This window comes from Rhodococcus gordoniae (assembly GCF_001646655.1).
Lineage (GTDB): Bacteria > Actinomycetota > Actinomycetes > Mycobacteriales > Mycobacteriaceae > Rhodococcus > Rhodococcus gordoniae.
This window is the reverse complement of record NZ_LPZN01000070.1, coordinates 12,795-31,184: the sequence shown is the minus strand read 5'-3', so window position 1 is coordinate 31,184 and position 18,390 is coordinate 12,795. Positions and strand designations below refer to the sequence as shown.

General features: G+C 69.1%; 16 protein-coding genes. 11 read left to right on the top strand and 5 right to left on the bottom strand.

Features of this window, described 5'->3' with window-relative positions; genetic code table 11:
- Positions 1–185: 185 nt before the first annotated feature.
- On the top strand, positions 186–485 hold the full coding sequence (gene gatC, locus A8G18_RS20905) for an Asp-tRNA(Asn)/Glu-tRNA(Gln) amidotransferase subunit GatC (protein ID WP_016933597.1): 300 nt from the start codon (positions 186–188) through the stop codon (positions 483–485).
- Complete coding sequence (gene gatA / locus A8G18_RS20900) at positions 482–1,957, top strand: Asp-tRNA(Asn)/Glu-tRNA(Gln) amidotransferase subunit GatA (protein ID WP_064065386.1); 1,476 nt, start codon at positions 482–484, stop codon at positions 1,955–1,957. The genes gatC and gatA overlap by 4 nt, the downstream gene beginning before the upstream one ends.
- A 69-nt stretch (positions 1,958–2,026) precedes the next feature.
- Here gatA and A8G18_RS20895 read toward each other — a convergent pair whose 3' ends face one another.
- Entirely contained in the window at positions 2,027–3,298 is a 1,272-nt protein-coding gene (locus A8G18_RS20895) for an alpha/beta-hydrolase family protein (RefSeq protein ID WP_064065385.1), read from the bottom strand.
- Complete coding sequence (locus A8G18_RS20890) at positions 3,295–3,906, bottom strand: hypothetical protein (protein ID WP_064065384.1); 612 nt, start codon at positions 3,904–3,906, stop codon at positions 3,295–3,297. The genes A8G18_RS20895 and A8G18_RS20890 overlap by 4 nt, the downstream gene beginning before the upstream one ends.
- 134 nt (positions 3,907–4,040) lie before the next feature.
- Here A8G18_RS20890 and A8G18_RS20885 point away from each other — a divergent pair, with 134 nt between their 5' ends.
- The 5 genes from A8G18_RS20885 to A8G18_RS20865 all read left to right on the top strand — a co-directional run bounded on the left by A8G18_RS20885 (position 4,041) and on the right by A8G18_RS20865 (position 9,843).
- Positions 4,041–5,240 carry a sensor histidine kinase gene (locus A8G18_RS20885; protein WP_115311478.1) on the top strand — a complete coding sequence of 400 codons (1,200 nt, stop codon included), beginning with the start codon at positions 4,041–4,043 and terminating at the stop codon, positions 5,238–5,240.
- Positions 5,241–5,251: 11 nt separating this feature from the next.
- The gene (locus A8G18_RS20880; protein ID WP_064065383.1) at positions 5,252–5,929 is read left to right on the top strand and encodes a response regulator; all 678 of its coding nucleotides are present in this window, start codon (positions 5,252–5,254) and stop codon (positions 5,927–5,929) included.
- A 103-nt stretch (positions 5,930–6,032) separates the two neighbouring features.
- Entirely contained in the window at positions 6,033–7,061 is a 1,029-nt protein-coding gene (locus A8G18_RS20875) for a 6-phosphofructokinase (RefSeq protein WP_064065382.1), read from the top strand.
- Positions 7,062–7,103: 42 nt separating this feature from the next.
- The gene (gatB, locus tag A8G18_RS20870; protein ID WP_064065381.1) at positions 7,104–8,612 is read left to right on the top strand and encodes an Asp-tRNA(Asn)/Glu-tRNA(Gln) amidotransferase subunit GatB; all 1,509 of its coding nucleotides are present in this window, start codon (positions 7,104–7,106) and stop codon (positions 8,610–8,612) included.
- Between the two features lie 25 nt (positions 8,613–8,637).
- Positions 8,638–9,843, top strand: a complete 1,206-nt coding sequence (locus A8G18_RS20865; protein WP_064065380.1) for a cation:proton antiporter — start codon at positions 8,638–8,640, stop codon at positions 9,841–9,843.
- Here A8G18_RS20865 and A8G18_RS20860 read toward each other — a convergent pair whose 3' ends face one another.
- Positions 9,844–10,989, bottom strand: a complete 1,146-nt coding sequence (locus A8G18_RS20860) for a PQQ-dependent sugar dehydrogenase (RefSeq protein WP_064065379.1) — start codon at positions 10,987–10,989, stop codon at positions 9,844–9,846. It abuts the gene before it with no gap.
- A gap of 77 nt (positions 10,990–11,066) precedes the next feature.
- Between A8G18_RS20860 and A8G18_RS20855 the strand changes: the two genes are divergently transcribed.
- On the top strand, positions 11,067–11,825 hold the full coding sequence (locus A8G18_RS20855; RefSeq protein ID WP_064065378.1) for a DoxX family protein: 759 nt from the start codon (positions 11,067–11,069) through the stop codon (positions 11,823–11,825).
- A gap of 100 nt (positions 11,826–11,925) precedes the next feature.
- Here A8G18_RS20855 and ilvD read toward each other — a convergent pair whose 3' ends face one another.
- Entirely contained in the window at positions 11,926–13,767 is a 1,842-nt protein-coding gene (gene ilvD / locus A8G18_RS20850) for a dihydroxy-acid dehydratase (protein ID WP_016932869.1), read from the bottom strand.
- Between the two features lie 141 nt (positions 13,768–13,908).
- On the bottom strand, positions 13,909–14,442 hold the full coding sequence (locus tag A8G18_RS20845) for a PH domain-containing protein (protein ID WP_064065377.1): 534 nt from the start codon (positions 14,440–14,442) through the stop codon (positions 13,909–13,911).
- 266 nt (positions 14,443–14,708) lie between these two features.
- Here A8G18_RS20845 and A8G18_RS20840 point away from each other — a divergent pair, with 266 nt between their 5' ends.
- The 3 genes from A8G18_RS20840 to ilvC are packed head-to-tail and all read left to right on the top strand — an operon-like array spanning position 14,709 to position 18,201.
- The gene (locus tag A8G18_RS20840; RefSeq protein ID WP_084422015.1) at positions 14,709–16,649 is read left to right on the top strand and encodes an acetolactate synthase large subunit; all 1,941 of its coding nucleotides are present in this window, start codon (positions 14,709–14,711) and stop codon (positions 16,647–16,649) included.
- A complete protein-coding gene (ilvN, locus tag A8G18_RS20835; RefSeq protein ID WP_006554535.1) occupies positions 16,646–17,149 on the top strand; it encodes an acetolactate synthase small subunit in 504 nt (167 codons plus the stop codon). Before A8G18_RS20840 ends, ilvN begins: the two co-directional genes overlap by 4 nt.
- Positions 17,150–17,199: 50 nt before the next feature.
- Positions 17,200–18,201 carry a ketol-acid reductoisomerase gene (ilvC, locus tag A8G18_RS20830; RefSeq protein ID WP_016935634.1) on the top strand — a complete coding sequence of 334 codons (1,002 nt, stop codon included), beginning with the start codon at positions 17,200–17,202 and terminating at the stop codon, positions 18,199–18,201.
- Positions 18,202–18,390 lie beyond the last annotated feature (189 nt).

Sequence of the window (18,390 nt, the reverse complement as noted above, 5' to 3'; positions counted from 1 at the left end):
TCCCCGGTCGCGACCGGGGATGTCACACGAATGCAACACGGCGTTGCGGAGCTCGCAACATCGGACCGCGGAAAGCAGCACCGCGCGGGCGGCGAGTGACGTCGTCGAACCGCGTGCGCCGCCGCTTCCAGGACGCATTACCCTGGACAGGACGTTCACTCTCCATCGGAAAGGGGCCATTCACGGTGCCTGCCATCTCCCGTGACGAGGTCGCGCATCTCGCCCGGTTGTCCCGGCTTGCGCTGACCGATGACGAACTCGACGAGTTCGCCGGTCAGTTGGATTCGATCCTCAACCACGTCAAGGCGGTGTCGGAGGTGGCCGCGGACGATGTGGCTCCCATGGCGAACCCGAACGCCGTCACCAACGTGACGCGACCCGACGTCGTCGTTCCCGGCCTCACGCCCGAGCAGGCGCTCTCCGGTGCGCCTGCCGTCGAGGAAGACCGCTTCTCGGTCCCGCAGATCCTGGGAGAGGGCGAATGAGCGCCGATACGACCCGTCTCGACGCCGCGACCCTGGCGTCGAAGATCCACGCCGGCGAACTGTCGTCGGTGGAGGTCACCCAGGCCCACCTCGATCGCATCGCCGAGGTGGACGGGGAGTACAACGCCTTCCTGCACGTCGCGTCCGAGCAGGCGCTCGCCGCCGCGGCCGAGGTCGACCGCGCCGTCGCCGCGGGTGAGAAGCCGGCCTCGGCACTCGCCGGTGTCCCGCTCGCGCTCAAGGACGTGTTCACCACCACGGACATGCCCACCACGTGCGGTTCGAAGATCCTCGAGGGCTGGGTCTCGCCCTACGATGCGACGCTCACCGTGAAGCTGCGCGAGGCGGGTATCCCCATCCTGGGCAAGACCAACATGGACGAATTCGCCATGGGCTCGTCCACCGAGAACTCGGCCTACGGACCGACCCGCAACCCGTGGGACACCAGCCGCATCCCCGGTGGCTCCGGGGGTGGTTCCGCTGCCGCACTCGCGTCCTACCAGGCGCCGCTCGCGATCGGCACCGACACCGGTGGCTCGATCCGTCAGCCTGCTGCCGTCACCGCCACGGTCGGCACCAAGCCCACCTACGGCACGGTCTCGCGGTACGGCCTGGTCGCGTGCGCGTCGTCGCTCGACCAGGGTGGTCCCTGCGGCCGCACCGTCCTCGACACCGCGCTGCTGCACGAGGTCATCGCCGGGCACGACCCGCGCGATTCGACGTCGGTGAACGCCGCCGTGCGTCCCGTCGTGGAGGCGGCGCGGCAGGGCGCGGCCGGCGACCTGACGGGCCTGAAGGTCGGCGTGGTCAAGGAACTGCACTCCGACAGCTACCAGCCCGGCGTGCTCTCGTCGTTCGACGCGGCGGTCGAGACGCTCACGAAGCTCGGCGCGGAGGTCGTCGAGGTGTCGTGCCCGCACTTCGAATATGCGCTCGCGTCGTACTACCTGATCCTGCCGTCGGAGGTGTCCTCCAATCTGGCCCGCTTCGACGCGATGCGCTACGGCATGCGCGTCGACGACGGCACGATGAGCGCCGAACAGGTCATGGCCGCGACCCGCGCCGCCGGTTTCGGCAAGGAGGTCAAGCGCCGCATCATGATCGGTACCTATGCGTTGTCGTCCGGCTACTACGAGGCCTACTACGGTCAGGCGCTGAAGGTCCGGAGTCTCATCGCGCAGGACTTCGACAAGGCATACGAGCAGGTCGACGTACTCGTCTCGCCCACGAGCCCGTTCACGCCGTGGAAGCTCGGCGAGAAGGTCGACGATCCGCTGGCGATGTACCTCTCCGACCTGTGCACGCTCCCGACCAACCTCGCGGGTCACTGCGCGATGTCGGTGCCGTCCGGCCTCTCCGCGGACGACGGTCTTCCCGTCGGCCTGCAGATCATGGCCCCGGCTCTGGCCGACGAGCGCCTGTACCGCGTGGGTGCGGCCTTCGAGGCGGCACGAGGACCCATCGTCGCCTGATCCGCTGTCGTACCGCGACCCGCCGTGCCGTCCGTCGGCCGGCGGGTCGCGGTCTTCCGGGCCGTCGCATCATCCCGAGGGGGAGGTGCACGATGTCTGGTCGTCGCCGTAACGGTGGCCGTGGCCGGGTGCTGTATCGAGCGAGGTGAGCAGATCCACCGTCGTGTGCAGGAACGACACCACCGGTAGCCACGGCGGGGCCGGAGCGTCGACACGTGCGTGCGACAGGTCCGGCGGTGACCACAGCAGCGACGGCCGCCACCACACCACCGGGTCGGAGGTGTTCGCCAGGACACTCGCGCCGGCCGTGCGGACACCGGCGGGTGGCCCCGCGAGGAAGAGCCCGCACGACTCCGGCTCGATGTCGTCGAAGACGGCGCTCGCGCCGATCGCGCCCAGGGACTGCCCGTAGACGTGGAGGGCGGGACGCCGTTCGTCCGGCAGGGTGGACAGGTGGGCACGCAGTGCGGTGACGAGGGCGTGGGCCTCCTCTGCGGCGGCACGGCGGTCGAGAACGAAGGTCGCCCAGCTCGGCAGGTCCGAGTACTGCTGGGCGACGATGGCGACGTCGTCGCCCCACCGGTTCTCGAAGCCGCGGACCGCAGCGGCATCGACCCAACCCGAGCCGGTCGGCACGGCCACCACGAGATGCGGTCGGTCGAAGGCACTCGTCCGACGGAGTTCGTCCACCGCGAACTCGGCGCGTGCAGACGGATCCGGCGCGGCCGACAACGGCACATAGATCCGGATCGGTGACCCCTCGGCAGGCAGGGAGACGAACTTCTGTCCCTCGCTGCCCAACCGGTTCCACGACATCGCCGATCCCGCGCCGCCCGACAGGCCGGTCGACAGGGCGGTGGGGGAGACGACCGTGTCGATCGTCCTTCCGGGGGAGAAGGCAACCGTGGCGGTGCCGATCACCAGCATCACGGCGACGGCCGTCGCCGCCCGGCGCCGCGACAGGAGATTCACCAGGCGTGGAACGGCGAGCAACACCGCGACGACCACGATCGTGACCGCCAGCGCCTCGAACCAGTAGCGCACGTCCAGGGTCGGGACCGACATCGCCTCCCGCAGCCGGTTCTGCCACCGATGGGCACCGGCCGCCGCGACCAGCACGGCGGATCCACCGACGAGCGCGACGGGCAGACGGAGCTCGGACCGCTCGGGAGGTGCAGTTCGCCCGGACCGGCGTCGCCGCACGGACACGACGAGGCGGAGCAGCGCCAGCGCCGTCACGACGAACAGCCCGGTGACGACGCCCTGCACGACCGACTGTCGCGGCAGCAGGGGAGGAGCGAGGGAGATCACCGTCGCGAGAACCACCGTGAGAACCGTCATCGCCGAACCCTTCGTGCCGTGTACGCCAGGACGACCGAGCCCGCTGCGACGGCCGGGACCCACGGCGATTCGGCGACGGGAGTCCGGTGACCTTGCCGCCATGAGTTGAGTTCCACTGCTGCAGAAGAGATCCCTGCGATACGCGTGCACGCCGTGATGCCGGTTTCGGAACGGCAGACGGTGTCGAGATGCCGGGCGAACAGTCCGTCGAGGTCGCGCCGGGCAGCGGTGCCCAGCTCGCCACCCGTGGTGTGGGCGTACCGGAGGAGGTCGTACCCGAGATCGTGGACGCGGCAAGCCGATTCGAAGGACGACGGCAGAGGCACCGGAGCGGAGCAGCCCCCCTCCGGATCGGTGAGGACGGCCGTCCCACCGGGGTGCTGCTCGACGATCGGCGAGTAGCCCATCACACCGGCGAAATCGGCCGGCAGAGACGACAGTGCTCGCTCCGGGTCGTCGGCGACGAGCGCCGTCACCGTCGCTGCGGCCGCGGTGTTCTCCGCCGGAGGTGCGGCGGAGTGGGCGAGCGCCCCCGGCGCGGCGGCATACGCTGCGGTGGCGAGGAAGACGACCGACCCGATTCGGGCGGCTGCGGATCTCACTGTCATGCCGGTGACGCTAGGAACGCGCAGCCCTCCACCGGACCCCGCGACGGAGCGATCTCGAGGAGGTCGACACCACCCGCAGAGCTATGCGGATCTCACTCCCAGGTATGAGGACAGTCGAGACCCCGGCTCCTAGCGTGGGTGAGGTGAAAGAGCTTGCGAAGTCCGGCGCGAGAACCGCGGAACGCCTGGGCCGGGGACGGTGGAGTGTCGTCGCCGTGGTCGCCGTGACGGTGATCCTCTATGCGATCGCGTGGCCGACGCTGCCCCTGACGCACGACATCTCCCCGCCCCTGTTGCCGCTGATCTCGGGGATGGCGGTACTCCCGTTCCTCCTCGTGCTGGTCCGGCCGGCGCTCGGGTGGGCGGTGGTTGCGGCGGCCGGTCTCGTCGTCCCGATCGCGTTCGACCGGCTTCCGGGATACGACTATCCGTGGCAGGTCGTGCACATCCTGGTGATGCTCGCGCTGGTGTTCGCCGTCGCAATCCGCGAGGAGATCCGCGTCGTGCTGGTCGTGTGGGTCGCGACCGTCCTGTTGTTCGCGGCCTTCGTTCCCGGCCGTGACGGCTGGGGATGGGGCATCGGGATCAGCGCGATCGTCGTCTTCGGGTTGCTGGTGCGGTGGCTGCTGATCTCCCGCCGGCAACTCGCCCGGGAGGAAGAGGTCAGCGAGCTCGAACGTGCGCGTCGCGCCATCCTCGAGGAGAAGGCGCACATCGCACGCGACCTGCACGACATCGTCGCCCACCACATGTCGATGATCGTCGTGCAGGCGCAGAGTGCCCCCTATCGGCTTCCGGACGTGAACGACGACGTGCGTGCCGAATTCGAGGCCCTCGGCGCGACCGCGCGGGAAGCGCTGAACGACGTCCGCACCCTGCTCGGTGTGCTCCGCAGCGACGGGCAACTCCCCGAACACGAACCGCAGCCCGGCATCGACCGCATCGGCGAGCTGTTCGACTCCTCCCGTCGAGCCGGTATGACGCTCGAGACGGAGACGGTCGGCATCCCCGGGTCCGTCTCCGACGGGGTCGGACTCACCGTCTACCGGATCCTGCAGGAATCCCTGGCGAACGCGGCCCGACACGCACCCGGTGCCCGCGTGTGCGCGCGGCTGCGGTGGGAACCGGCGACCGTGACGGTGGAGGTGACCAACGGACCGGCGGTGGCCGCCGAGTCCGACGCCGCGGCTCGGCAGTCGGAGCGCAGTGGTGGCAACGGCATCCTGGGCATGGCCGAACGCGCATCCGTCGTGGGCGGCCGGCTCGTCGCTCACCCACGACCCGACGGAGGTTTCGAGGTCCGAGCGGTCCTCCCGATGGCGACCGGGGCCTAAGGTGGGTGCCGATGACCGAACCGCACCCACCCATCACCGTGTTCATCGCCGACGATCAGGCCATGGTCCGGCAGGGCTTCGGCGCGCTACTGGGTGCCCAGCCCGACATCAGCGTCGTCGGTGACGCTCCCGACGGCCGGGCGGCCGTCGCGGAAGTCGCGCGCCTGCGCCCGGACGTCGTTCTCATGGACGTGCGGATGCCCGAGATGAACGGCCTCGAGGCGGCACGGCACATCCTTGCCGACACCCGTGAGCCGCGGTCGAAGGTCCTCATGCTCACCACGTTCGACCTCGACGACTACGTCTACGAGGCGCTCGGGATGGGAGCGAGCGGGTTCCTGCTCAAGGACGCCCCCGCCGACGAACTCGTGCGTGCCGTGCGGGTCGTCGCCGACGGTCAGGCGCTCCTCGCGCCGACCGTCACCCGTCGTCTCATCGCCGACGTCACCAGCCGGCGCAGACCGACGAGGGGACGCGATCGTGTCCTCGACCCGCTCACGCCGCGCGAACTCGAAGTGCTCGAACTGATCGCGCACGGATTGTCGAACACCGAGATCGCCGAACGCTTGTTCGTCGCCGAACAGACCGTGAAGACCCACGTCGGAAAGGTGCTCGGGAAGCTGCATCTGCGCGACCGCGCGCAGGCCGTGGTGCTCGCCTACGAGTCCGGTCTCGTCACACCCGGCTGAATCGGGCTGCCGTCGCGCCGGTGAACGGGCAGGATGGCAATGCAGCAGCGGTCCGGGCGGTATCGGTCCGTGCGGTACGGATCCATGCGACGGGAGGTAGTGCGTGACGAGGATCGGAATTCTCACCAGCGGCGGGGACTGCCCCGGTCTCAACGCGGTCATCCGCGGTGCGGTGCTCAAGGGGACCGAGGTGCACGGGCAGGAGTTCGTCGGATTCCTCGACGGCTGGCGCGGTCTCGTCGAGGGCGATGTGATCCCGTTGGACCGCAGCCGTGTTCGCGGTCTCGCCCAGCAGGGCGGCACGATCCTCGGTACGAGCCGGTTCGGCCCGTACCAGGGGCCCGACGGTGGAGCACAGAACATCCAGAAGACGCTCGACCGCCTCGGTGTCGACGCCGTGATCGCCATCGGGGGAGAGGGCACCGCCGCCGCCTCGAAGCGGCTGTTCGGTGAGGGAATCCGCATCGTCGGTGTGCCCAAGACGATCGACAACGACCTCGGTCACACCGACTACACCTTCGGTTTCGACACGGCCGTCGAGATCGCGACCGTGGCGATCGACCGTCTCCGCACCACGGGCAACTCCCACAAACGGTGCATGGTGCTCGAGGTCATGGGCCGGCACGCCGGGTGGATCGCGTTGCATGCGGGCACCGCCGGTGGTGCGCACGCCATCCTCATCCCCGAACACCCCGAGAGCCTCGAACAGATCTGCGAGTGGGTGACCAGCGTCCGCGACCGCGGACGGGCGCCGATGGTCGTCGTCGCGGAGGGCTTCACGCTCCCCGAGATGGAGGAGGCGTACTCCATCAAGGGACTCGACGGTTTCGACCGGCCACGCCTCGGCGGTATCGCGGAGGTGCTCGCCCCGCTCATCGAGGAACACACCGGTATCGAAACCCGCGCGACGGTGCTCGGGCACATCCAGAGAGGCGGTGTCCCCACGGCATTCGACCGGGTGCTCGCGACCCGCCTCGGCATGGCGGTGACCGATCTCGTTGCCGAGGAGGACTGGGGGCACATGGTCGCGCTGCACGGCACCGACATCGCCCGGGTCGATTTCGACGAGCTCGCCGAGCCGAAGTACGTGCCCGACGAGCGCTACCAGGAGATGCGGATCCTGTTCGGGTGAGGCCGCGCGGCGGCACTCGTGGCGCCGTCTAAAATCGACATCATGACTGCCTCCGTGTCCGCTGACCTGCTCGCCTACGACGACGTGCTCGCGAAGTTCGAGCCCGTGATGGGCATGGAGGTGCACGTCGAGCTGCACACCGCCACCAAGATGTTCTGCGGATGCCCGACCGCCTTCGGCGCCGAGCCGAACACTCAGGTGTGCCCGGTCTGCCTCGGCCTGCCGGGGGCGCTGCCCGTCGTCAACCAGGCCGCGGTCGAGTCCGCGATCCGGATCGGGCTCGCGCTGAACTGCTCGATCACCCCGTGGGGTCGCTTCGCGCGGAAGAACTACTTCTACCCGGATCAGCCGAAGAACTACCAGATCTCGCAGTACGACGAGCCGATCGCCACCGACGGCTACCTCGATGTCGTGCTCGACGACGGCACCACCTGGCGGGTCGACATCGAACGCGCGCACATGGAGGAGGACACCGGCAAGTCGCTGCACGTCGGTGGCGCCACCGGCCGCATCCACGGCGCGAGCCACTCGCTGCTCGACTACAACCGTGCCGGTGTGCCGCTCGTCGAGATCGTCACCAAGCCGATCGTCGGTGCCGGCGAGCGCGCCCCCGAGGTCGCGCGTGCCTACGTCACCGCCCTGCGCGACCTGCTCGAGGCCCTCGACGTCTCCGACGTCCGCATGGATCAGGGTTCGATGCGCTGCGACGCGAACATCTCCCTCATGCCGATCGGCGCGAAGGAATTCGGTACCCGCACCGAGACGAAGAACGTCAACTCCCTCAAGTCCGTCGAGGTGGCCGTGCGCTACGAGATGCGCCGGCAGGCTGCGGTGCTCGTGTCCGGCGGAGAGGTGATCCAGGAGACGCGGCACTTCCAGGAGGCCGACGGCACCACCTCGCCCGGTCGTCGCAAGGAGACCGCCGAGGACTACCGCTACTTCCCGGAGCCCGATCTCGAGCCCATCGCTCCCGACGCCGCCTGGGTCGAGGAACTGCGCGCCACCCTGCCCGAGCTGCCGTGGCTGCGCCGGGCCCGCATCCAGGCCGACTGGGGCGTGTCCGACGAGGAGATGCGCGACCTGGTGAACGCCGGCGCGCTCGATCTCGTCATCGCGACCACCGAGGCCGGTGCCTCCGCCTCGGAGGCCCGCTCGTGGTGGGTTGCGTACCTGGCCCAGCAGGCCAACACCCGCGGCGTCGAACTCGCCGAGCTGCCCATCACGCCCGAGCAGCTCGCCCGGGTCATCGCGCTGGTGGCCGAGGGCAAGCTGACGAACAAGCTCGCCCGTCAGGTCGTCGACGGTGTGCTCGCCGGTGAGGGCGAACCCGACGAGGTGGTGGCCGCTCGCGGTCTCGAGGTCGTGCGCGACGATTCGGCGCTGCAGGCCGCGGTCGACGCCGCCCTCGCCGCCAACCCGGACATCGCCGACAAGATCCGTTCGGGCAAGGTCCAGGCGGCCGGCAAGATCGTCGGCGACGTCATGAAGGCCACTCGCGGACAGGCCGATCCGGCGCGCGTGAAGGAACTCGTGATCGCCGCGTGCAGTTGATCTTGCGCCGCTAGAGTAGCGGCGCATGGACGCCGCAGTTGCCACCTCGCTGTTCTGGATCGTCGTCGCAGCGGTGCTCGCACCGCTGATCGCCGGCCTCGTTCCGCGTCGGCTGATCCCCGAGGTCGTGCTGCTGCTGGTCGCCGGTGTCCTCATCGGCCCCTACGCGCTCGATCTCGCGGAGACCGGTAGCGAGATCGGTATCCTGCGCGAGCTCGGGCTGGGAATGCTGTTCCTGCTCGCCGGATACGAGATCGACCCGGCCGAGCTGCGCGGGCGAGGCGGACGTCGCGCGATGGTCACCTGGTGCGTGTGCATGCTGTCGGCGCTCGGTACCGTCGCCGTCCTCGGAACAACGGGTCAGGTGCACGCCGAGATCGCCGTGGCGATCGCCCTGACGTCCACGGCACTCGGGACGCTCCTGCCGATCCTCGCCGACCGCGGACTCGTCGCCACCCCGGTCGGGCGGTCGGTGCTCAACCACGGTGCGTTCGGGGAGTTGCTGCCGGTCGTCGCCATGGCGATCCTGCTCGGGGCGCGCGGCGCACTCGGGTCGCTGATCGTGTTGCTGGCCTTCGCGGTGGTGGCCGTCCTCGTCGCCGTGCTGCCCACCTGGATCCTGCGGGAGGGCACGCGGTTCTCGCAGTTCGTCCGGCTCGGCTCCGACACCACCGCTCAGATCCCGGTGCGCCTGACGATGCTGCTGCTCGTCGGGCTCATCGCGGTGGCCGCGGTCTTCGATCTCGACATCATCCTCGGCGCGTTCGCGGCCGGTTTCATCCTGCGCCGCACGATCCCGGCCGGCGACGAACGGCTCGAGAAGAAGCTCGACGGTCTGGGATACGGCTTTCTCATCCCCATCTTCTTCGTCACCTCGGGCATGGCGATCGACGTCGGTGCCGTCGTGGGCGCCCCGGGGATCCTGCTGGCCTTCCTCGGACTGCTGATCCTCGTACGGGGTGTGCCGGTGTTCGTCGCGTCGCGTCTCGAACGCGACGCGACCGGGAACCGGATGTTCGGAACCGCGGAACAACTGCAGATCGCGCTGTACTCGACGACCGGCCTCCCGCTGATCGTCGCGGTCACGGGGGTCGCGGTGGCCGCCGGGCAGATGTCGAACGCGAGCGCGTCGATCCTCGTGGCGGCCGGCGCCGTCACCGTCCTGGTGCTCCCGATGCTCGCGGGACTGCTCCACCGTCCCGCGCCGGCGGAGACACCGGAGCGGGCCTGATCAGTCGAATCCGCCGCCGCCGGCCGGGAACTGGATGCGCACGACGCGGTCGTCGTTCGGTCCCGGTTCGGCGCCCGACTTGTTGACCGTGGACACCCACAGCAGGCCGTCGGGCGACGAGGCCGCGCCGCGCAGCATGCCGTAGCGGTCCTCCGCGGCGAGGACGGGGGCTGCCGTGACCGCCCCGGTTCCCGGGTCGGTGGTGACGACCGCGACGGCTTTCGCGTCGGTGAGCGAGATCGCGATCCCGTCGGGGGCCGCCGCACAACCGGCGACGCCGGGCCGCTCGGGCCACGTCCAGGCCGGGCCGGTGCCGGTCGAGCCGTCCACCCCGACCCGCTGGAGCCGGTCCTCGAGGGGCGTGCGGTCGGTGACCCACAGGTTGCCGTTCGGATCGCGGCACACGTCGCCCGCGGTACCGATACCCGACAGCATCACCGACGGTGCCGGCGCCGCTCCGGGCGCCGGGAGCGGTAATTTCAGGAGCTTGCCGGACAGGACGTTCGGATCGTTTGCGGCGGAAGCATTTCCGGCGTCACCGGTGAGGACGGCGATCTCGGTGGGCGAGACGAACTCGAGGGCGCCGGCATTGCCGGTGGCGCCGCGGGGTATCCCCGTCAGCACGTCCTTGGGGGTGTCGCCCGCGGCGATCCGGACCACGCGATTGTCGGAGGCCGTGGTGATGTAGGCGTAGAACAACCGGTCCTCGGCGAAGGTGGGGGAGAGCGCCACGTCCAGCAGCCCGCCGTCTCCGGACCCGTCGACGGGGATCGTCGCGACCTCGACCGGCTCGGTGTCCGGCGCGACCTGCAGTATCCGACCCGTTCGGCGTTCGGTGACGAGCGCGGAGTTGCCGTCGGGCATCGTCACCAGCCCACCGGTGACGTCGAGGCAGGTCGCGATCACCGCCGGGTCGGGATCGACACACGGCCCCGGCAGCTTGGGGGAGGCGCTCGGCGTCGTCGTCTCGGTGGGATCCTGCGGGCCTACACCCGGACCGGGATCGAAGGTGGGTTCGGGGGTGAACGGGCTCGATGCGGAGTCGTCGAAGCGGGCACACGACGGGACGGCGAGGGCTCCGACGGCCAGCGCCGCCGCTGCCGCGCGTACGCCCCACGAACCGGTCCACCGCGTACCCCGTGTCATGCCGCAAACGTTACCGGCACGACGCGCGCACCCGCGGATGCCGGGTGCGGGTGCGGAGGCGGGCCTAGGCTGAGGGCGTGGCCGACAACAAGAACGGTGGCGTACCGGACGCGGGTTCGAGTCCCTACGGCACTCAGCCCGACGAACGCACACTCGAGATGCGCCGACCACGCGAGTCGTATCTCGGGTCCGACGACGACTTCGATGCCGGAACTCCGCTGGGCAACGACGCCTACGCCGCTCCCACCGAGCAGATGTACCGGCCGGAACCGGTCTACGGTGCGGAGACGGGCGGCGCGGTGGCCGCCGGGGAGCGGACTCCGGTGAAGGTCCGCCGGGGCACCCTGGACCTCGGTCTGTTCGTCCTGCGGGCAGCGGTCGGGGCGATCCTCGTCGCCCACGGACTGCAGAAGCTGGTGGGGCTGTGGAACGGCCCCGGGCTGGACGGTTTCGAAGCGTTGCTGCGCGATGCGGGATACCGGGAGCCGGCGGTGCTCGCGATCGTCGGCGCGGTCGGTGAGATCGCCGCCGGTGCGCTGCTCGTGCTCGGTCTGCTCACCCCGTTCGCGGCGGCCGCGATCGTCGCGATCATGATCAACGCGGTGCTGTTCGAACACGAACTCGAACCGGGCGTCCAGTTCTTCGCCGCCGAATCGTCGGGCTTCGAATTCGAGGCCCTCCTCGTCGCCTGCGCGGTGGCGATCACCCTCACCGGGCCGGGCCGCATCGCGGTCGACGGACGACGCGGCTGGGCGACACGCCCCTTCGTGGGTTCGTTCACCGTACTGCTGCTGGGTGTGGCGGCAGGCGTGTGCCTGTGGATCTTCGGACGCTGACCCACGAACAACCGGGATACGACGAACAACCGGGATACGACAAGGGCGAAGGCTCCGCGATCGGATGATCGCGGAGCCTTCGCCCTCGTGTGGTGAGGGGTTACGGCACGCGCCGGACGGCACCCTTGTCGGCGGAGGTCGCCAGCGCAGCGTATGCGCGCAGTGCCTTCGAGACCGTGCGCTCGCGGTCGACCGGCTGCCAGGGCCGCTCGGAGGCCTCCATCTTCGCGCGTCGCTCGGCGAGCACGTCGTCGTCGACGAGTACCTCGAGGGTGCGGGTCGCGACGTCGATGCGGATCCGGTCGCCCTGCTCGATCAGGCCGATCACACCGCCCGAGGCGGCCTCGGGGGAGACGTGCCCGATGGACAGACCGGACGTGCCGCCGGAGAACCGGCCGTCGGTGATCAGGGCGCACACCTTGCCCAGACCGATTCCCTTGAGGAACGAGGTGGGATGCAGCATCTCCTGCATGCCGGGGCCGCCGGCCGGGCCCTCGTAACGCACGACCACCACGTCCCCGGCCTTGATCTTCTTGCCGAGGATGACCGAGACGGCCTCCTCCTGCGACTCGACGACGTAGGCCGGGCCCTCGAAGTGGAACAGATCCTCGTCGATGCCGGCGGTCTTGAGGATCGCGCCGTCCGGTGCGAGGTTGCCGCGCAGCACGCACAACCCGCCTTCGACGGTGTAGGCGTGCTCGATGTCGCGGATGCAGCCGCCCGCGGCGTCGGTGTCGAGCGACGACCAGCGGTTGTCCGTCGAGAACGGTTCGGTGGTGCGCACACCGCCCGGGGCGGCGTGGAACAGCTCGAGGGCCGTCTCGGACGCCTTGCCGGAACGGATGTCCCACGTGTCGAGCCACTCGTCGAAGCTCTTCGTGTGGACCGTGGAGACGTCGGTCTCGAGCAGGCCACCGCGACGCAGTTCGCCGAGGATGGCAGGGATTCCGCCGGCGCGGTGCACGTCCTCCATGTGGTAGTCGGAGTTCGGGGAGACCTTCGCCAGGCACGGCACCCGACGGCTGATCTCGTCGATGGTGGACAGGTCGAAGTCGACCTCGCCCTCCTGCGCGGCGGCGAGGGTGTGCAGCACGGTGTTCGTGGAACCACCCATCGCGACGTCGAGCGCCATCGCGTTACGGAAGGCGGCCGGGGTCGCGATGTTTCGCGGCAGCACCGACTCGTCGTCGTCGCGGTAGTAACGCAGGGCTGCCTCGACGATCGTCGTTCCGGCGGTCTCGAACAGTGCGCGTCGCGCCTCGTGGGTGGCGAGGGTCGAACCGTTGCCGGGCAGCGCGAGACCGAGGGCCTCGGTGAGGCAGTTCATCGAGTTGGCGGTGAACATGCCCGAGCACGAACCGCAGGTGGGGCACGCGCTGCGCTCGACCTCGTCGAGGCCTGCGTCGTCGACGTCCTCGCTGGCGGAGGCGGAGATGGCGGTGATGAGGTCGGTAGGGGCGTGCGCGACACCGTTGACGACGACGGCCTTGCCGGCCTCCATCGGGCCGCCGGAGACGAAGATCGTCGGGATGTTCAGGCGCATCGCGGCGTTGAGCATGCCCGGCGTGATCTTGTCGCAGTTGGAGATGCACACGAGCGCGTCGGCGGTGTGCGCGTTGACCATGTATTCGACCGAGTCGGCGATGATCTCGCGGCTCGGGAGCGAGTAGAGCATGCCTCCGTGGCCCATCGCGATGCCGTCGTCGACGGCGATCGTGTGGAACTCGCGTGCCACGCCGCCCGCTTCGCGCACGGCCTTCGCGACGATCTCACCGACGTCCTTGAGATGGACGTGACCGGGTACGAACTGCGTGTAGGAGTTCGCGATCGCGACGATCGGCTTGCCGAAGTCGGAATCGGTCAGGCCGGTGGCGCGCCACAGGGAGCGCGCTCCTGCAGCGTTTCGTCCGACGGTGGTGGTGCGTGACCTCAACGGGGGCATGGGCTGACTTCCTTGACGGTGGCTGTGTGCGCAATCGGCCGGGCCGCATCCGGTCGCCGGGCTGGGGCGGGTTCGGGCAGCGGCACCGACGAATCTACTCGTGTGTCTCCGGGTGCATCTATCCGCACCCGGTCGCGGGACTCAGGAGGAGCGGTGGTCCTTCTTCTCGACGGTGCCTGCGTCGTCGGCGGTTTCGGCACCGGATACCGATTCGGATCCGGATTCGGATGCCGCCTCGGCGCGGTGGGACTCCTCCTCGGCGCGGCGTGCGGCCGCGTACGGATCGGGGATGCGGCCGGCGCTGGCTTCCGACAGCTGCGGCAGGCGGCCGAAGGTGACGACCGGCAGTGCGACCTCACTGCCGTCGGTGAGCCGTGCGCGGGCCCAGCCCCGCTTCGGGAACCGGAGGCCGTCGAGGGAATCCCAGTCCAGAGTCGTGGTGGAAAAGGTCGCCCGCGCGACGATGCCCTCGGGGCCGACGACGGTGCGTACACGCACGATCCATGCGGCGACGAGAAACGGGATGATCAGCGTCCATGCGAAGGCCGCCGGCCACGCCAGTGCGGGGGAGGCGAGGGCGAGGAACAGCAGGGCGCACGCCAGGAACGACAGTCGCGAGATCTGGATGACCTGCGTCGTCGAATCGGGCGTGTGGGATGATGGAGTAGGTGGCACGGGCTGCTGGGAAGATGACACCTCTACATCTTCGCACTGCAGCCGCGGCATCTCACATTCTGGGACAGTCGACCGCATCAAGTTGACTGTCTGGACACCATGCGCCTACCGTCGAGCGCGTGAATCAGAATGGGTTGCTCGTAATCGGCCGGCGCGTCGTCGCCTGAGCCGCATTCCGCAACTCGCCCACGACGCGCCACCCTCGTACAGCAGACTTGCTGACGAGGGTTTTTTGTTGCCCGGAGCCAGAATCAGAGGAACTCGCAGTGAGCGCACCAACCGCACGGCCTCAACCCTCGCCGCGAAAGCCGGGGTCCACCACCCCGACTCCCGCAGCTGCAGCAGCGCAGCCCGCCAACCGTCGCCAGGTCGCCCCCGAGCGGGTCACCGGCGCGCAGTCGGTGGTCCGCGCACTCGAGGAACTCGAGGTCGACACGGTATTCGGCATTCCCGGCGGCGCGATCCTGCCCGTCTACGACCCGCTCTTCGACTCGCGACGCGTGCGTCACGTGCTCGTCCGTCACGAGCAGGGCGCCGGACACGCTGCCACCGGTTACGCCCAGGCGACCGGCAAGGTTGGCGTGTGCATGGCCACCTCCGGTCCGGGCGCGACGAACCTCGTCACCCCTCTCGCCGACGCGCAGATGGACTCCGTGCCCGTCGTCGCGATCACCGGCCAGGTCGGTCGTCCGCTCATCGGCACCGACGCCTTCCAGGAAGCCGACATCTCCGGCATCACCATGCCGATCACGAAGCACAACTTCCTGGTCACCGACGGCGCCGACATCCCGCGCATCCTGGCCGAGGCGTTCTACCTCGCCTCCTCGGGCCGGCCGGGTGCCGTCCTCGTCGACATCCCCAAGGACATCCTCCAGGCGCAGACCACCTTCAGCTGGCCGCCGGAGATGCACCTGCCCGGCTACCGCCCCGTGACGAAGCCGCACGGCAAGCAGGTCCGCGAGGCCGCGCGGCTGATCGCCGACGCGACGAACCCGGTGCTGTACGTCGGTGGCGGTGTCATCAAGGCCGACGCGTCGCCCGAGCTGCTCGAACTCGCCGAGCTGACCGGCATTCCGGTCGTCACGACGCTCATGGCCCGTGGCGCGTTCCCCGACAGCCACAACCTGCACTGCGGCATGCCCGGCATGCACGGCAACGTCGCCGCGGTCGCCGCGCTGCAGAGGAGTGATCTGCTCATCACCCTCGGTGCCCGTTTCGACGACCGGGTGACCGGCCAACTCGACTCGTTCGCGCCCGACGCCAAGGTCATCCACGCAGACATCGATCCTGCGGAGATCGGCAAGAACCGGCACGCAGACGTGCCGATCGTCGGTGATTGCAAGGAGGTCATCGTCGAGCTGCTCGAGGCCATCCGCGCCGACCGGGCGACCGGCACGAAGCTCGACTACGCGGCCTGGTGGGCCTATCTCGACGACATCCGTCGCACCTACCCGCTGAGCTACGACCGCCCCACCGACGACACCCTGTCGCCGCAGTACGTCATCCAGGCCGTCGGCAAGCTCGCCGGTCCCGACGCGATCTACTGCGCGGGTGTCGGACAGCACCAGATGTGGGCCGCGCAGTTCGTCGACTACGAGAAGCCGCGCACCTGGCTCAACTCCGGTGGTCTCGGCACCATGGGCTATGCGGTGCCCGCCGCGATGGGCGCCAAGATGGGCCGCCCCGACGCCGAGGTGTGGGCCATCGACGGCGACGGCTGTTTCCAGATGACCAACCAGGAACTCGCGACCTGCGCGGTCGAGGGTGTGCCGATCAAGGTCGCGCTGATCAACAACGGCAATCTCGGCATGGTCCGGCAGTGGCAGACCCTCTTCTACGAGGAGCGGTACTCCAACACCGATCTGGCGACGCATTCGCTGCGCATCCCCGACTTCGTCAAGCTCGCCGAGGCCCTCGGATGTGTGGGTATCCGCGTCGAGCGCGAGGAGGATGTCGAGCCGGCGATCCGCCGGGCACAGGAGATCGACGACCGTCCCGTGGTGATCGACTTCATCGTCGGCAAGGACGCACAGGTGTGGCCGATGGTCGCCGCCGGCACGAGCAACGACGAGATCATGGCTGCGCGCGACATCCGGCCGTTGTTCGACGACGACGCCGCCGCCGACGATCCCGCCGTCATCCACGAGACCATCGACGCGCTCGAAGCCCGCAGCGAGAACGCGGCGGCCCAGGAGGAGACCAAGTGAGCACGAGCCACACTCTCAGTGTTCTCGTCGAGGACAAGCCGGGCGTGCTCGCCCGAGTCGCATCGCTGTTCTCGCGACGCGGGTTCAACATCGAATCCCTTGCCGTCGGTGGTACGGAAGTGCCCGACATCTCGCGGATGACGATCGTGGTGACCGTCGACGAGTTCCCGCTCGAGCAGGTCACCAAGCAGCTCAACAAACTCGTCAACGTCATCAAGATCGTCGAGCAGGAGGACGAGGCGTCCGTCGCCCGCGAACTCGTGCTCATCAAGGTGCGGGCGGACGCCAGCGTGCGCACCCAGGTCATCGAGACGGTGAATCTGTTCCGCGCCAAGGTGATCGACGTCTCGCCCGAGTCGCTGACCATCGAGGCCACCGGTACGCGGTCCAAGCTCGATGCGCTGCTGCGCATGCTCGAACCGTACGGAATCCGCGAGATCGTCCAGTCCGGTGTCGTCGCGGTCGGACGCGGTCCGAAGTCCATCACGGCTACCCGTTAGCCTTAACACACCCATACTTTCTGAAAGAGGTAATCACTGTGGCAGTCGAGATGTTCTACGACGACGATGCCGACCTGTCGATCATCCAGGGTCGTAAGGTCGCCGTCATCGGCTACGGCAGTCAGGGACACGCGCACTCGCTGAGCCTGCGCGACTCGGGCGTCGACGTTCGCATCGGTCTGAAGGAGGGCTCGAAGTCGCGGGCCAAGGCCGAGGAGGCCGGCCTCACCGTCGGTACGCCCGCCGAGGTCTCGGAGTGGGCCGACGTCATCATGGTCCTCGCCCCCGATACCGCACAGGCGTCGATCTTCACCAACGACATCGAGCCCAACCTGAAGGACGGCGATGCGCTGTTCTTCGGCCACGGCCTCAACATCCACTTCGGTCTCATCACCGCTCCCGAGAACGTGACCGTCGCGATGGTCGCCCCCAAGGGCCCCGGCCACCTCGTGCGTCGCCAGTTCGTCGACGGCAAGGGTGTTCCGGCGCTCATCGCCGTCCACCAGGACCCCAAGGGTGAGGGCCAGGCGCTCGCGCTGTCCTACGCCAAGGGCATCGGCGGCACCCGCGCCGGCGTCATCAAGACCACCTTCAAGGAAGAGACCGAGACCGACCTCTTCGGTGAGCAGGCCGTGCTCTGCGGTGGCACCGAGGAACTGGTCAAGACCGGTTTCGACGTCATGGTCGAGGCGGGCTACGCCCCCGAGATGGCCTACTTCGAGGTCCTCCACGAACTCAAGCTCATCGTCGACCTCATGTACGAGGGTGGCATCGCCCGCATGAACTACTCGGTGTCCGACACCGCCGAGTTCGGTGGCTACCTCTCCGGACCGCGCGTCATCGACGCCGGCACCAAGGAGCGGATGAAGGAGATCCTGAAGGACATCCAGGACGGAACCTTCGTCAAGCGCCTCGTCGCCAACGTCGAGGGCGGCAACAAGGAACTCGAGGGCCTCCGCAAGGAGAACGCCGAGCACGGCATCGAGGTCGTCGGCAAGCAGCTGCGCGACCTGATGAGCTGGGTCGATCGCCCCATCACCGAGACGGCGTAAGACCTCCCGATCCGGTCACGGCGGCCCGGTACCCCTGCGGGGGTGCCGGGCCGCCGTCGTTCGGGCGATCGTGAGCAGGTGATGTCGTGAGCGATGCCGCCCCACGGGCGAAGGCGGCGGAGGACACTCGGCCGATGTGGCTCCGAGATGCGCGCTCTCGGTGTGGTGAACATCGCAGCCGGTGGCACA